Here is a 14,729-nt window from a genome sequence, read left to right on the forward strand (position 1 = left end):
TGTACCGGCCATCTCCGCCAGTCAGGTGCCTTTCCAACTGAACTACGTGTTGGGCTACAGCCAACTCTCCCTTGCCCAGTTAACGAACGTAGCTGCCGGGGATTCACTGCTAATAAAACATAACTTTATCCATCTGGCGGTAGGCGATCGCCAACTTTTTAAGCTGAGTTATTACCCTAATCAGGAGGTTAGTGTGGAAGAACAGTTAGAAGAGTATGACCAGGCATACTATGAAGATGAGGTTTTGCACGACTGGACCAGTCTGCCCGTCAATATTGAATTTGTGCTGGATGGCCGGACGGTGACACTGGCGGAATTAGATGAAATAACGCCGGGCACGTCATTGGCGCTGACCCCAGGAGCGGAACAAAATATTAAAATCTACCTCAACAAAAAGCTATTTGCCCGCGGTGAGTTGGTGGCTCTGGAGAACGGATCCCTGGCGGTTGAGGTTAATCACGTGACCCCCTCTCTGCCAGTTAACAGAGTACAGCCTGATGTTGAGCAATGATATTTCTTTAATTGCGCTATTGTCGTTTTTCACCTTATTGCCTTTTATTATTGCCGGGGGGACCTGCTTTATTAAGTTCTCCATCGTGCTGGTGATGGTGCGCAATGCCCTCGGGATCCAACAGGTCCCTTCGACCTTAACCTTACATGGCGTAGCGCTTATTTTAAGCGCTTTTGTCATGATGCCGGTGTGTCAGAAAATTTCCGGATATATAGAAGAAAACCATATCGACTTCAATGACAGCAGTTCGGTAACTCAACTTATGGATCAGGGATTAGGAAGTTACCGGGCTTATCTGGTGAATTATTCCGAACATGACTTAATCCGCTTTTTTAATAAAGTACAGCAGCAAAGAGCCGGTGAGCCGGAACCTGAAGTGGAAGACTATGAATTAACGGGCCTGCCGCTCATGACCCTGATGCCAGCCTATGCGCTAAGCGAAATACAGAGCGCATTTAAAATTGCATTTTATCTTTACGTCCCGTTTGTGGTCATCGATATGGTGGTTTCCAGCATCCTACTGGCGTTGGGGATGATGATGATGAGCCCGGTGACCATTTCGATTCCTATTAAGCTCATTCTGTTCGTGTCAATGAACGGTTGGAGTTTGTTAACCAAAGGACTGATCGCCCAGTACGCCGATCTGATGACATCATGAGTAATGTATTATTTATTGGTAATTCCGCGCTACTCGTGGTGCTGAAGCTAACGGCGGTACCTATCGCCTTTGCTACCATCGTTGGTATTATCGTTGGCCTGTTTCAGACAATCATGCAAATTCAGGAACAAACGTTGCCGTTTGGGCTGAAAATGCTGGCAGTATTTGCCAGCATTTTTATGCTGATGGAGTGGTTTTCAGCCGAAATGATGAATTTCGCCACTCAGGCTTTTTATATGGCTTTTCGTTAAGACGGAAAATATATGCTGTTTGTGGCGTTCTATCTTAATTTTCAGCACAGCGTGCTGACTTTTGTCATCGTTTACGCGCGGTTGGCGATCGTCTTTTATATGCTGCCAGTACTGGGCGAACGGGTTCTGTCAAATCTGATTATTAAAAACACGATTATCTCTCTGACGATCATCGGTCTTTGGCCCTGTTTTGAAACGATATTAAATCCAGAGCAGGGTTGGCTTATTATTATAATTAAAGAATCTATTATCGGATTAATTTTATCGTTTACGTTGTGTATGCCTTTCTGGGTAGTCACCGGTCTCGGTGAAATTCTTGATAACCAACGCGGCGCGACAATCAGTGACAGTATAGACCCGGTTAACGGAGTGCAAAGCTCGATATTATCGGGTTTTCTAAACTTCGCCTTCGGTGCTATTTTTTTTGCCAGCGGAGGCATGCGGCTACTTATGGAAGTGATGGTGCAAAGCTATCAAATTCTTCCACGAGGGAGTTCCTTAGAGGGTGTTCACTGGGAACAGGCCGGACATCTGCTGGTGGTATTAATGCAAAACAGCATTCTCCTTGCTGCGCCGGTGATGTTAGTGATGATGATCGCCGAAATGTTACTCGGCGTGTTTGCGCGTTATTGCCCACAGCTCAACCCTTTTTCACTGTCTCTAACCATTAAGAGCTTTATTGCCTTCGCAGTTTTCCTTTTCTACGGCTTTAACTCGCTATCTGAGAAACCACTGCACATGTTCTCGCTTTCAGGTTTTCAGCAATTCCTTCCCTGAGGAAGTATTTCTATGGCAGAAAAAACAGAACAACCTACCAGTAAAAAGCGCAAGGACTCGTCCAAAAAAGGCCAGACGTTTAAAAGTAAGGATCTTATTACCACGGTGATACTGCTGACCGGGATCTTTTACCTGGCCTATGGCATGAGTTTCAGTGACTTCACCCATTTTTACTCCATGACCCTGCTGTACAGCACCCAGATTGGAATAAATGATTTTCTCATAGGCTTAATGCGTATTTTCTTTCTGCTTAGCCTGCCATTTATTGCGCTCTGTGCCCTGGTAGGTATGGCCGCAACCTTGCTGCAGACTGGGTTTTCTATCGCAACCGAAGCCATCAAACTAAATTTCAAAGCGCTAAACCCGGTGGAAGGGGTAAAAAAGATCTTCAGCATGCGCACGGTAAAAGAGCTGGTGAAATCAGTTTGCTATCTCATTGTATTTGCGGCGACCTGCTACAGCCTGATTCACAACGACCTTCGCCAGGCATTAACGCTTTACCGGACCGATATAGCCGGGCTTATTGCTTGTTGGGTTTCACTGACGCTGAAGGCCGTACTGGTGTTTATCGGCTGGTCAGTTTTTGTGCTGATTGCAGATTTTATTGTTGAATATTTTCTCCATTTCAAAGATCTCAAAATGGATAAACATGAGGTCAAACAGGAGCGTAAAGAGAGCGACGGCAATCCACAGATTAAAAGTGCCAGACGGCGAGCGCACCAGGAGATACTTTCCGGGGAGGAAATGGCGGCGGTCAGAAATTCCGAGGTAGTGATGGCGAACCCAACGCATATCGCGATGGCGATCTATTTTAACCCGGAAGTGGCATTGCTGCCCTTTATTGCTCTGCGTTGCACCAACATGAAAGCCAAAGCGGCGATTGCCTATGCCGAAAAAATCGGTGTGCCGGTAGTACGCAACATTCCGCTTACCCGCAGGCTGTATCGCACCTATAGCCAGTACAGCTTCATTTCGCTAAATGATGACGTGATGATTGACGTTATGGACATTCTTATCTGGCTGCGTCAGGTCGAAGCCGCGGGCATGACCCAAATGGCGGCGGCCGACGAGGAGGCCGAATCGACATTGCCGGAAAGTCAGCAACCGCCGACGGGACAATCGTAGCGGACACCTGTGCGGTTTTTTTGTATTAACTCCCGGGGCGCAACAGTATGATGATTATATCTTCTTCACTGTTCGCCTTTGGGTAAATTGGCTGTTTCTGGATGTTAAAAACTAACAAGGAAAGAGGCTGCAATGGCTAATAAAAATATCTTGGATTTACTCAACGACGAAGAAGAACTTAAAAGTGATGAGCAAATCGATGCTTATGCTGAAAGCCTGCTGGATGCCATTCAAAACAGGGCAACGCTAAAGGATGTCTATGCCGTATCTAATGACACCATGCAGGATCTTTATAAGCTGGCGTACGATTTTTATCATCATGGAAAGTTGGACGATGCCGAGTCTCTGTTCCGTTTTCTGTGCATATATGATTTCTATAACCCTGAATATGCAATGGGTCTTGCGGCGGTCTATCAGCTTAAAAAGAATTATGCCAAAGCCATCGAATTTTATGCACTTGCTTATTCCTTATCTAAAGAAGACTTCAGGCCAATGTTTTATGCCGGTCACTGTAACCTGATGCTCCGACAGAGTGTACAGGCTCGTAAATGCTTCGATATTGTTATTAGCAGGTGTAAAGATACGTTATTAAGTGAAAAGGCGAAAGCCTACATTTCCGCGCTTAATAAAATAAATAATGGCGAGACCGATACTCCTGAAGAGGAGAAACCTAATGAGGAATAATAATGGAGATAATCAGGCAGGTGGCGCGGCCAGTCATTCTGGAGCAAGCGAATCAAAAGCCGGTAGACCAACATCAGGCGGGAATGGAAGCGGGCGATGTTGAGTTAAAAAAACAGACTGCACAGGCAAAACGCTTCGGCAATGCGGAGTTAAAAGATCATCCGCAGCTGAATTCTGTTAAGGGTGCGCTGCAAACCCTGCAGCCCGATCAGCTGCTCAAGCTGTTGAAATCGACTATCAATACCGTCAACGCGAATACCCCAAGGACGAACTTAGATAACCAGGACATTCCTCAGCTTAAGTCTCCGGCGAGCCGCGAGCCCGCCACGGCAAAAAGCGATAGCGAAGCGAAGCTTTCTGCTTCGGCCAGGGCGACGGAATTGCTCGGGAAAGTCATGCAGCTCACGAATGAAACGTCGAGAAATAATCTGCTCGCCCAGCTGCAGGGCATCAACGCCACAATGGATGGCGCCGTAAATGCCTATTCCGAGATGGCAGCCCAGTTAGAGCAGCAGGGGACGCAGTGGGCCAGCGATGCTGACGCGCTTAAAGCTGCGCAACAGCAGGCGAATACGCTTTCACAGGGTGTCGGAAAGGCCCAGTCTGCGCTTGATCTCGCGCAAAGAAAATTAGCGGCACTTGAGGCCGAGGCCGCAAAACAAGCCCCGGTTTCTGAAGAAATGCAGGTCAAGATTGATGCTGCTAAAACGGCGGTGAACGCTGCGCAGGCTAACCTCATCCAGGCCACAACTGCCTATAACAACTTTGCTAATAAGACGTTGAATCCTGCAATAGCTGCGGAGAAAAGCTCTCGATCGGCATTAGATGCGACACAGGCTAAGTCACAGAAGATAGTTGAGTCGTTCAACCCGCAGCAGCAAAGCACCATTGAACAGCGGCGTAAGGAGGCTGACGCAGAGTCTAAAACCCTGACGTTCCTGATGGCCCTGATGGGGCAGCTGATTAACAAAAGTTCCAGTGACGATCTTCAGGCGTCGGCGGAGCTGAAGCAAAAATTGTCGGAAGCCGCGGCCAAGGACGCGGAGAAAAAGGCCAGGGAATACGACGACCAGGTGCGTAAAGCTGAAGAAATGCAGAAGACAATGGGCTGTATTGGCAAGGTTTTGGGCTGGGTTATTACGGCCATCAGCTTTGCCGCTGCGGCATTCACCGGTGGCGCTTCTTTGATATTTGCATCCATTGGGCTGGCGCTGGCGATTGGTGATGAGATAAGTCAGGCCGTGAACGGCCACTCGTTTATGGCCGACCTGATGAAGCCGATGATGAATGCGATCGTAAAACCGCTGATGGAGATAATGGGCAAAGTATTCTCAGACATTCTTCAATCCTGCGGCGTCGATAAAGAAAAGGCAGATATGGTGGGACAAATCCTCGGCGCGATCGCGGCGGCGGTGATAGTTGTCGCTGCTGTAGTTATGGCGGGTAACTTGCTGAGCAAAGTTTTTGGCGTGGTGCTGAAAAAGCTTGGTGTTAACGTGGCAAAAGAAACCAGCAAGACCGTGGCCAAAAATGTTGCTGTTGAAGTAGAAAAAGAGGTCGTTAAGGACGTCGCCAAAAACGTGGTGCGCACCACGGTGAAGGAAGTTGCAGAAGAAGTAACGAAAAAAGTGGCTGAAAATGCCACAAAATCTACCATGCAAAAATTGATAGACAGTGCCATCGGCCAGATTATTAAGCGGCTAAGCCAAGGTTTTGGTCGTTCATTGGGGGCAAGTGAGCTGCAAATGGCCAAGGTTTCTAATTACAGCCAGAAGGCTGTGTTGGGTCTGAGCATTGTCAATACCTCAAGCCAGGCGGCTATCGGGATTGTTTCGGCCAATATGCTGCTGGAAGCGTCGAAGATCAGAGCTCAAATGATGCAGGACGCAGCGCTTCAGGATTTGCTTAACGAAATGATGAATCGTGTCGTCGATAGCTTTACCCATCGAATGGAATCGGTCAGTGAGATTGTGCGCAATATCTCAATGATTGCGGAAAACCAGGCGCAGGCCGGTAAATATATTACTAAACAGATGAGTGCAGTTGCCGGATAAACGGCGGGACTATTTTTACCCGCAATAATATAAAGGAGCTTTATCAATTATGTCCTATCCAATTATTGGTGCTGGTGCATCAGAACGCTATTCACGCGTGCAGGACGTTCAGACCGAAACAAAAATTGATGTTATTCAGGAAGAAAAAAGAAATGTCCAGGACATGTCCCATCTCGCAAAAAAAGAGGGCATGCTGTCGTTGATGATGGAAAAGCAAAGTTTGCGTACCGATACGACTCAGACATCATCTGCGGCACAGAAACGCAAAGGGGGAGATATAGAAACTGACACCCCGGCTAAATCTGTGAAATTATCCGTCGCAGGGGAAGGGGATGCAAATAAAGCAGAGCGCCTGGCAGCCTCCGTGCCTGGTGTATTAACGTCACAGCTCAATATTACGCAGCCAAATAATAAATCGGCAGATATGGGGAAAAGTGACAGTCAGTCATCCGTGAGCAATGCTTCGTCTTCCGCCGGTCAGGGTCGTTCGCAGCCCGCTGTTGAAGGCGGCACTGATATCACTGCCACAGATGCCGCAGGCTCACGGTTCATCAACGTTGTGGGTTCCATGAGCCAGCTCGAGGTGAGCAATACCATCACCACCGTAATGTTAAATGCTGAACGAGATGCCAACAAAGCGGCGGCGGCGGCAACAAACCGCAGCGTAGATGCGGCGGCTCGCGCAGGTAATAAAACTATTGACGCTGCCCGACAGAATCTCAACGGGGCAATCACCTCCGGCGTGCTGGGTATTGCAGGCCAGGGAGCAACGACCGCGACCCAGGTGAAGGCGCTAAATAAAGAAGGCACGTCCATCACCAAAAATCTGAAACCGGCCCGTAACCTTGAGCTTGGCGTTCGCGAGCATCAGACCGCGATTAAGAGTGGTAAAGACACGATGGTCCATCAGAACAAAAAGCTGTCCGGCGATGTTGAGGCCACTATGACACATCCACAGGCTGCTGATACGTACGCCAGCGCGCTTAAGCGCGATGCCCACAATTCGGTACAGCTCGCGACGCAGAAGAGCCGTGCTACCGCCGAGTACGCCAACCAGGGCATTCGTTCCGGGCAGGGGGCTATTGAAGGGGCATTTGGCGTATCAGCCGCTGAGAAGCAAAAAGAGGCAGAGCTGGCCCGCGCCGACCGCGATGTTAACAACGAACTGGCCAATACCCAAAGTCAAACGGCCAGGAAGGCCGCAGAGACCAATGCGGCCATCAGAATTATGACCGACACCATACTCAACGCTAATAACAGTGCGGTATCTTCCATCGCGGAACGTACACGCTAAATCTGAAGAATAAGCAACGTATGCAGGGACACCCGGTATACGTTGCTCAAAAGGAATATCGGCATGCTTAACGTAAATAATGCTGTACCCAACACCGTTAGTTATTACCCCTCTGATACCAACGCTACCCAGGCTGCGCCGATGGCTGAAACCCATGCAGGTTCAACTTCGGAACTGAATACGAAACTAATAAAAGAGCTTATTGCCCGGTTGGATACCCCTAATAAGGCAGATAAGTTTGATGAAATTAGGACACTACTGGGTCAGTATGGTTTGGATACCAGCGGCGAAGATTTTAATAACAGCAAACTGCTTGCCACATTAGAGCGTCTTAAAACGGGCAATGACGGCGCGCAACCGTCGGATGATGTTGCTGAGATGGTTGCCAGTCAGGAACAGCGTGTAAAGAGGAGCGCTCAGGCGTTATCGGATATCCAACGCGAGGTCGTAACAAATCGTACTAAGGCGAACTATTCGTTAAGCCAGTTTTCGGCTGAGAAACAAAGAGCGGCGCAGGAACCAGCACAAGAGCCGAAGAGCGGTGATGACGACATTTCCACCTACAACAGCTATGCCGAGATGTGGGACAGTATGGCCCGCGATATTAAAGATATCAAAAACGATTACGTAGATTTCTATGCCGATTTGATGAAGAAGTATACGGAAATGTACCAGGCGTATAATACGTACGTGCAGGGGGCGGCATCCGAAGCCGTTGCCGCAGGTAAAGACGGTAATACTGTTAATTTCAATGGACCCGGTATGCAAAAAGGGTATCTCGACTTCGAGAATAAAGCTAACAGTATCAATCTGGGCAGTGTGAAAAACTGGGATAAAATGACGCCGGCAGAGCGTAACAGTATGGAAACCACGCTTGCGCCTGCCTTTAAGGTATACGATGGCGGTCAAATCGCATTCAACCTCGATCAGTACAGCGTCACACCTAAATATCCATCAGGTATTGTGTTTATGAACCATCCTTTACAGGGCTACGTTTCTACGGCCACCTACCAGGCGTGGCTTGCCTCCTTTAATGCAGGCAGCAGCGCCATGCAAAGTAATATGCAGGCTTTTGCCCAACGTTATAGCCAGGCAAACAGCACTTTCGATAATTTAAATAAAGTATTGAGTGGTGCGATCGCGTCCCTTGCGGAATGTGCAAAAGACGTTCTTAAAGCCTTACGTTAAAAATTTGTTGAGTGGGTTATATGGACAGCATCTACAGGTACGCATCGCAAGAAAGTTTAAGACAAGATATTTATCTGACTCAGGGAATAAATGAAACCTATGGTGCATTCTCCTGCCGCGTTTCGGGTTTTCAGATGAGATTTGCGGAACCAGACACTTTTTTAAGACGTATGAACAGTGAGGAGTCTAACAGCTCGCAGGGGAGCTTTAAAGACCATTTTGGCTATGCTTCTGCATTAGAAGAACGTCATTCATTGCCCGGTGAAGCGGTTTCCGCTGCACAACGTTATTATTTCCATATGCGAGCAGATACCCTAAAAGGCGCTTCTTCGCACATTAATGACCGTGCCGATCAAGCTTTAATTGAGCAGCCTGAAATACACAGTCGCTATCGAGAAACGAGCGATAAGCCAAAAAAAACGGCCTTTCAGCGGCTGTTAAATTTCCTGGCCCAATGCTTTATTCCCTGCATCAAAGTAAAAATATAGACAGTTGAGGAGTTATTATGCCAGGACCTATTAATAGTGAATCCAGACAGGAGATTCAATCTATCTATGCCAGAGGCATGGATAGCTCTGCATGCGCGACCGAGAGGCCCGCTTTTATCAACCTGGTTGCAGGGGGGAGAAACGATCCGATAGCCCTATTTAGACAACATCCGCATCAGACAGTTAATGCAAAAGAGCTTGTTTTGCATGAGGCGCACAAAAATCTCCCAGCCGATTTCCTTCAAAAAGAATTAAGCCCTGAAGGAAATAAGATCAGGACGCTTATCGGTGTTATCTACAAGGATGTGCAGGATAGCGGTAATCCAGAAGATCTGGCCAGGCTTGATAAAATTTGTAAGAAACTTGCTGAAGCTAACGGCAATGAAAATAAAGAGCAGAAGGTAGCAAAAAAACTCTCAGGCCTGGTTTCAAAATACAGTGCGGGCGGTTTTGAGAAGGTGATCAACAAGTATATTGAACACTGTATGGACGCCTGGGAAGATCATCACCAGGCGAAGTCAGTGGATACTCACGACAAGACCATCTTCAAGGAATGTCTGGATGTTTGCAAATCTACGCTGAAGCACGACGTGGACGGCCTGACACAGCCCGATCAGCCATGGGAAACGATGGCCCAGAAGATGAACTTTTTCGTCAATGACTGTGCCGCTATTTCGAAAACACTGACATTTTATGATGCGGAACCGGTGACCCCTGCACCACAAGGCCCGGTAACCCCTGCACCACAAGGCCCGGAGACGCTGAATCCTAACCCCGACGGCGGTGCAGATAATCAACGAGTATTTATTCCAGGCGGGCCAGGGCAGGGCGGTATTACCCTGAATATCACCAGCAAAGGGGGGAGTGTTGGTGATATTACCCATTCAGTGGGTGCGGCGAATACTGCACCTGCGGACTCTACCTCTACGATTGTTAAGCACATTCTCGATTCGGAGCTTCCTAATATTGAAAAGGTGGGTCTACTTAAAGACCTGTTTAAAGCTGGCATTGGAGGGGGGAGCAACTTCCTTGGAAATCTGGCTGGCGTACAGGGCTACAAGCAAGAGCAGCCTGTCGACACTCCGCAGCAAAACGTTGCCCGGTGGAAAATTGAAACCCAGACACCAAAGCCTGAATTAAAGAGCATCGCTACTCAAACTGAGGGTGCGACTAACACGGAAAATATTAACGATACGAGCCTTGTCCAGGAGCCCAAAGTTCAGCGACGGCTGGTTGAACAAAACAGTCGGCAGATGGCGTTCGACGACAAGGCATCCGAAAGGCAGGATGGGCCAATTTTGGAAGCGGACGTCGTCGATGGCTCCGGGCCGCGCGAGAAAAAGGAGCCATCTGACCGCATTTCTTTATCAAACGGTAATTATATTCTCACCACCTCGCGCAACATCGATCCGTATAATCAGAGATCTTCAACGCCGACGCATTTTATCCCCCCTGGGCCAGAGACTAAACCTGAGCGGGTAAGCGGAAAAGTTGTGACGCTGGCGGATAAGTTTGAAGCTTTGAAGCAAAGGCCTCCTTCAGCCTTCGCTCACCTGGAAAAAAACGGTGCCAGGGCTCCTGAAGAGGAAAATGTAAAATCAACCGTGGAACATAATTCTGCAGCTGATGGTTTCCAGCCAACGCGAATTAGTGCTGCGGCCGTAGATATGCCGAGGAATAGGTCTGGCAACGATCATGTTTACACAACGGTACGCACTGTGAATTCATGGAACAGGGAGCCGAAGCCGGTGAGTTTCGTTCCTGCGGGTTCCCAATTTGACTCAGCCGAACTGGATACGGTGCTTTCGAGGTTAAGGCCACGAGATCAATCTGAATTCGATGCTCTGGAAAATAAGAAAATTGAACAGGACGAAGAAAAACTTCCTTTTCAGGAAAAGTTAGCTGAGTTCATGCGCCGACGCGAGCAAGATGTTACTGGCAATGAATGAATCGTTGATTGATAAAACGGTAGTTTCGCTGGTAGCTAATCTCATTTATCAGGTAAACGGCGTTCTGCCAGGAGATATTAAACTGGAGGACAGTTTAATTACCGACCTGGCAATGGACTCCGTTGAGCTTATAGACCTCCTTATGCGGCTTGAAGAGATAGGCGTAACGATACCGGAGTCCGCTATCAGTAGCAGCCTGACCGTTGCGGATATTATCCAGCGCGTGCAGGAAAGTGCATAACGCAATTCGTTCAATGTCGCTGAACAAGGAGAAGGCGAAAGTCAATCAATAAGGAAACTATGTAATGATTACAATGCCGATTCCGCCTGCTGAACTGTACCAGGCGATGGCTAGCGCGAGCGCCAAGGGTGCCACGGCTGTAGGGAATGCCATAAATAGCTTTCAGCAGGGATTTCTTTGTTGTGTGACAAAAGTATACAACTCGCTGGTAACGTTTAAAAACGCGGTTGGTGCAGATTTCCGTCGCCTTAGTGAGAGGATGAGCCCCGCGGCTGCTGAAGCTCCTGTGTCAACGCCGCTTGTGGATACGCTTAATCCTGTCTCGGGAGCCGATACGAGGATATTCTGTCAGGAGTTAATACGGAAAATGGAAGCTAACCCTGGTTCTATAAATGGTATGTTTCGACAGAGTCCAACGATCAAAATTAGCGAATTTAATCAACGTTTGACCGACCAGGCTGCATTTCTTGATGCGGTAAAAAGTAATGAAATTAATAATGTTGAAGCAAGTTTTTTGGTTAAAAAATGGATGGGGCAAACGCTGGCGGAAAATAAATTTTCTCCAGAAGAGCGCAGAGCGCTGGTGGCCAATAAAGATAATAAAGCAGAAGTAAATAAAATTTTTGAAAATAAATTCAATTCATCTGATGCTAACGCACGAGAGAATAAAGATAAATTTATTTCGCTACTTTCTGTCATGCGTTCATATAAAGAAATATCTTTAGCAAACATCAATATGGAGAGCCGTCAACATGACCCTGGGGTTGTTGCAATTATGGGTATCGCACAAGCTTTTGATTTGGATGAAAATCTAATGGTTGCCACAACCCCAGAAGGGATAGTGATGCGTAATAAAGAAAAAGATGAGGCATTGACAGCATTTACGGCTCTGTTGGAGCATTGCCCTCCGGGCGTGCCGCCGAAACCGGTCTTTATGTGCTCCAACTAGCTCCCCGCTTTGTCAGCATACGTCAGCCCACATCGCTTCCGTCATACTCTGGCAACAGAAATATTGAAATCACCGGATCGTAACCTGGCCATGGTGGAAGGATTACTGCGGCATTGAAGTGCCGGCACCACCATGGCAGACGTCGAATTAGATTTGGAGGTAACAGGGCAGGCTTTAGAGGATGAATTGTCACGGTATATGGACGAGATCCCAGCCAACATGGAACAGGCCAAACATACTTTTAAACCACAGTGAGAGTCGTCAGCGATCGAAAAAAGGACACCTGCTCGAACAGGTGTCCTTTTTGAGAGGAACGTAGCTATCAACATCGGGTATGCAAATTCGCAAAACACTGCGATATCGACTTACCAGTTCCTTTGTTTCGCCCGTTAAAGGGTTACCTCTAACCAGCGTGCTTTGATGCAGAATAAGTGGTGCCCGGACTCGGAATCGAACCAAGGACACGGGGATTTTCAATCCCCTGCTCTACCGACTGAGCTATCCGGGCAACGAGGCGCATTAAACAGGAGTCGTGGAAAACCGTCAATGGCTTTATGCAGAAAACCGAACTGTTTGCACTCTTTTCCATCAATCTGGCGGGTTTTACGCCGCTTTATCTCCAGGGCTGTCTGCCACGGCACAGCAGGCTTTATGGGCGCCCGCAGCCAGCCTGCAGGAGGGCTGCTGCTTTAGCTTATTTTTACCGCACGCCAGGGTATCGTGTTCGGCAGAGATGCCCGCCTGAGGCAGAGGGAAGGGCGCGGCAAAAAGCGACGATGACATATTCAGCTTGAGAAAAAGCCAGAGCGATATGAATAATATTTCGCGCACGTTGCATAGAAAAACAAGATTGGGAAGTCCATACGACCGGTAAAATAGCGTAAATTTTTGTATTTTAATGAATTTTATCCTGGCTTCTCCTGCGCGGGGCATTCTGTTCCACCTTGAAGATTAAAATAAAAGATGCGATTATTGCCCTGCTTTTCGTTCTGTGAGGCTGCCCTTATGCAAGCTCTGCAACGCTGTTGCTGTCATCCGATGCCGCGCGTCCGGTCCCTTTTTCTTCCGTTAACTTCCTCGCTTACCGTGCGGTAAGGGTCTGTCTGCTTTATAAGCCAGCCATGAGTAAAACCAGCCGTGCGCTGATTTTACTGATGTCTGTCGGTCGAAGCTGACCCTGCTGACGCTTTCATGGGGCAAAGGCGAGCCTTTCCCCGTTGCTGTGCCTTCGGCACTCTTATCCTTGCCCAGGGATTTGCGTAATGACACCACTTAAAATTGCAGCCAGCACCACCGTGGCTATCCATCTTCAGACCGGTCGCGAAGTCGTGACGCTGGAGAAGACTGATTTCACCGATGTGGCCGCGATTGTGCTCTCCGTAGCCGATTCGCGTAGCGGGATGCTGGCGCTGCTGCGTCATACCGGCTTTAACCTGCCCGTTTTTATTTCGCTCGACGATCTGGCTCAGGCTGAAGATCTGCCTGACGTGACCGGCGTGCTGACGGGAGAGGAGGACGATGCCATCAGGCTGGAGGCCGCCGCTTCCGACTATCAGGCCAGACTGCTGCCGCCGTTTTTTAATACGCTAACCAAATATGTGGCCATGGATAACAGTACTTTTGCCTGCCCCGGGCATCAGGGCGGCGCATTTTTTAAAAAGCATCCGGCGGGACGTCAGTTTTATGATTTTTTTGGTGAGAACATTTTTCGCGCCGATATGTGCAACGCTGACGTTAAGCTGGGCGATCTGCTGATCCATGAAGGCTCGGCCAAAGACGCGCAAAAATTTGCGGCGAAAGTGTTTAACGCGGATAAAACCTATTTTGTGCTGAACGGCACCTCCAGCGCCAATAAGGTCGTCACCAACGCGCTGCTGACCCGTGGCGATCTGGTGTTATTTGACCGCAACAATCACAAATCCAACCATCACGGCGCATTAATCCAGGCTGGCGCAACGCCGGTGTATCTGGAAACCGCACGTAACCCGTTCGGCTTTATCGGCGGCATTGATGCACACTGCTTTGAAGAAAGCTGGCTGCGAGAACAAATTGCTGAGGTGGCGCCGGATCGCGCCAGTCAGCCACGTCCTTTCCGACTGGCCATCATCCAGCTGGGCACTTATGACGGCACGGTGTATAACGCGCGCAAGGTCATCGACAGCATTGGTCATCTGTGTGACTACATCCTGTTCGATTCCGCATGGGTAGGCTACGAGCAGTTCATTCCGGTAATGGAAGCCTGTTCGCCGCTGTTGCTGGAGCTTACCGCAGAGGATCCGGGTATTTTTGTCACCCAGTCGGTCCATAAACAGCAGGCTGGCTTCTCACAAACTTCCCAAATTCATAAAAAAGATAACCACATTCGCGGGCAACAGCGTTTTTGCAGCCATAAGCGGCTTAATAACGCCTTTATGCTGCATGCCTCGACCAGTCCCTTTTACCCCCTTTTTGCCGCGCTCGACGTTAACGCCAAAATGCATCAGGGCGAAGCGGGCCGCCGCCTGTGGCAGGAATGCGTCATGCTGGGTATTGAAGCACGCAAGGCTATTCTGGCGAAGTG

At 48.6% G+C, this 14,729-nt stretch carries 14 protein-coding genes, 1 tRNA gene and 1 pseudogene; 15 read left to right on the forward strand and 1 reads right to left on the reverse strand.

The genetic code is table 11. From position 1 onward, the window contains the following. The 14 genes and pseudogenes from RTK32_RS09290 to RTK32_RS09355 form a co-directional block, all read left to right on the forward strand. Positions 1-511: FliM/FliN family flagellar motor switch protein (locus tag RTK32_RS09290; protein WP_312043288.1), on the forward strand; the 511-nt coding region annotated here is incomplete at its 5' end. Continuing rightward, positions 498-1,169 (forward strand): EscR/YscR/HrcR family type III secretion system export apparatus protein, encoded by a 672-nt coding sequence (locus RTK32_RS09295; protein WP_312043290.1) that lies wholly within the window; start codon positions 498-500, stop codon positions 1,167-1,169. The genes RTK32_RS09290 and RTK32_RS09295, both read left to right, overlap by 14 nt. Further along, positions 1,166-1,420 (forward strand): type III secretion system export apparatus subunit SctS, encoded by a 255-nt coding sequence (gene sctS, locus RTK32_RS09300; protein ID WP_006820278.1) that lies wholly within the window; start codon positions 1,166-1,168, stop codon positions 1,418-1,420. The genes RTK32_RS09295 and sctS overlap by 4 nt, the downstream gene beginning before the upstream one ends. 12 nt (positions 1,421-1,432) lie before the next feature. After that, on the forward strand, positions 1,433-2,197 hold the full coding sequence (sctT, locus tag RTK32_RS09305; RefSeq protein ID WP_312043292.1) for a type III secretion system export apparatus subunit SctT: 765 nt from the start codon (positions 1,433-1,435) through the stop codon (positions 2,195-2,197). 12 nt (positions 2,198-2,209) lie between these two features. Beyond that, complete coding sequence (locus RTK32_RS09310) at positions 2,210-3,322, forward strand: EscU/YscU/HrcU family type III secretion system export apparatus switch protein (RefSeq protein WP_312043294.1); 1,113 nt, start codon at positions 2,210-2,212, stop codon at positions 3,320-3,322. A gap of 132 nt (positions 3,323-3,454) precedes the next feature. Next, on the forward strand, positions 3,455-4,006 hold the full coding sequence (gene sicA, locus RTK32_RS09315; RefSeq protein WP_312043296.1) for a type III secretion system translocator chaperone SicA: 552 nt from the start codon (positions 3,455-3,457) through the stop codon (positions 4,004-4,006). 2 nt (positions 4,007-4,008) lie between these two features. Next, a complete protein-coding gene (sctE, locus tag RTK32_RS09320) occupies positions 4,009-6,060 on the forward strand; it encodes a type III secretion system translocon subunit SctE (RefSeq protein WP_312043298.1) in 2,052 nt (683 codons plus the stop codon). Between the two features lie 49 nt (positions 6,061-6,109). After that, positions 6,110-7,354: a type III secretion system protein gene (locus RTK32_RS09325; protein WP_312043300.1), complete on the forward strand. Its 1,245-nt coding sequence runs from the start codon at positions 6,110-6,112 to the stop codon at positions 7,352-7,354. Between the two features lie 63 nt (positions 7,355-7,417). Continuing rightward, positions 7,418-8,542: an IpaD/SipD/SspD family type III secretion system needle tip protein gene (locus RTK32_RS09330; RefSeq protein ID WP_312043302.1), complete on the forward strand. Its 1,125-nt coding sequence runs from the start codon at positions 7,418-7,420 to the stop codon at positions 8,540-8,542. Positions 8,543-8,562: 20 nt separating this feature from the next. Continuing rightward, positions 8,563-9,030 carry a hypothetical protein gene (locus RTK32_RS09335; protein WP_312043303.1) on the forward strand — a complete coding sequence of 156 codons (468 nt, stop codon included), beginning with the start codon at positions 8,563-8,565 and terminating at the stop codon, positions 9,028-9,030. 17 nt (positions 9,031-9,047) lie between these two features. Next, on the forward strand, positions 9,048-10,979 hold the full coding sequence (locus tag RTK32_RS09340; protein ID WP_312043305.1) for a hypothetical protein: 1,932 nt from the start codon (positions 9,048-9,050) through the stop codon (positions 10,977-10,979). Continuing rightward, positions 10,972-11,220: an acyl carrier protein gene (locus RTK32_RS09345; RefSeq protein WP_312043307.1), complete on the forward strand. Its 249-nt coding sequence runs from the start codon at positions 10,972-10,974 to the stop codon at positions 11,218-11,220. The genes RTK32_RS09340 and RTK32_RS09345 overlap by 8 nt, the downstream gene beginning before the upstream one ends. A gap of 64 nt (positions 11,221-11,284) precedes the next feature. Continuing rightward, entirely contained in the window at positions 11,285-12,169 is an 885-nt protein-coding gene (locus RTK32_RS09350; RefSeq protein ID WP_312043309.1) for a hypothetical protein, read from the forward strand. A 21-nt stretch (positions 12,170-12,190) separates the two neighbouring features. Next, a pseudogene (locus tag RTK32_RS09355) lies at positions 12,191-12,424 on the forward strand (site-specific integrase); the annotation flags it as partial. Positions 12,425-12,601: 177 nt separating this feature from the next. Here RTK32_RS09355 and RTK32_RS09360 read toward each other — a convergent pair. Beyond that, positions 12,602-12,677, reverse strand: a tRNA-Phe gene (locus tag RTK32_RS09360). A gap of 754 nt (positions 12,678-13,431) precedes the next feature. On the opposite strand from RTK32_RS09360, the gene speC reads away from it, so the two are divergent. Continuing rightward, the coding region (speC, locus tag RTK32_RS09365; RefSeq protein WP_312043311.1) for an ornithine decarboxylase at positions 13,432-14,729 on the forward strand (1,298 nt) is incomplete at its 3' end.

Origin of the sequence: Erwinia sp. (assembly GCF_031978025.1) — a bacterium.
Lineage (GTDB): Bacteria > Pseudomonadota > Gammaproteobacteria > Enterobacterales > Enterobacteriaceae > Erwinia.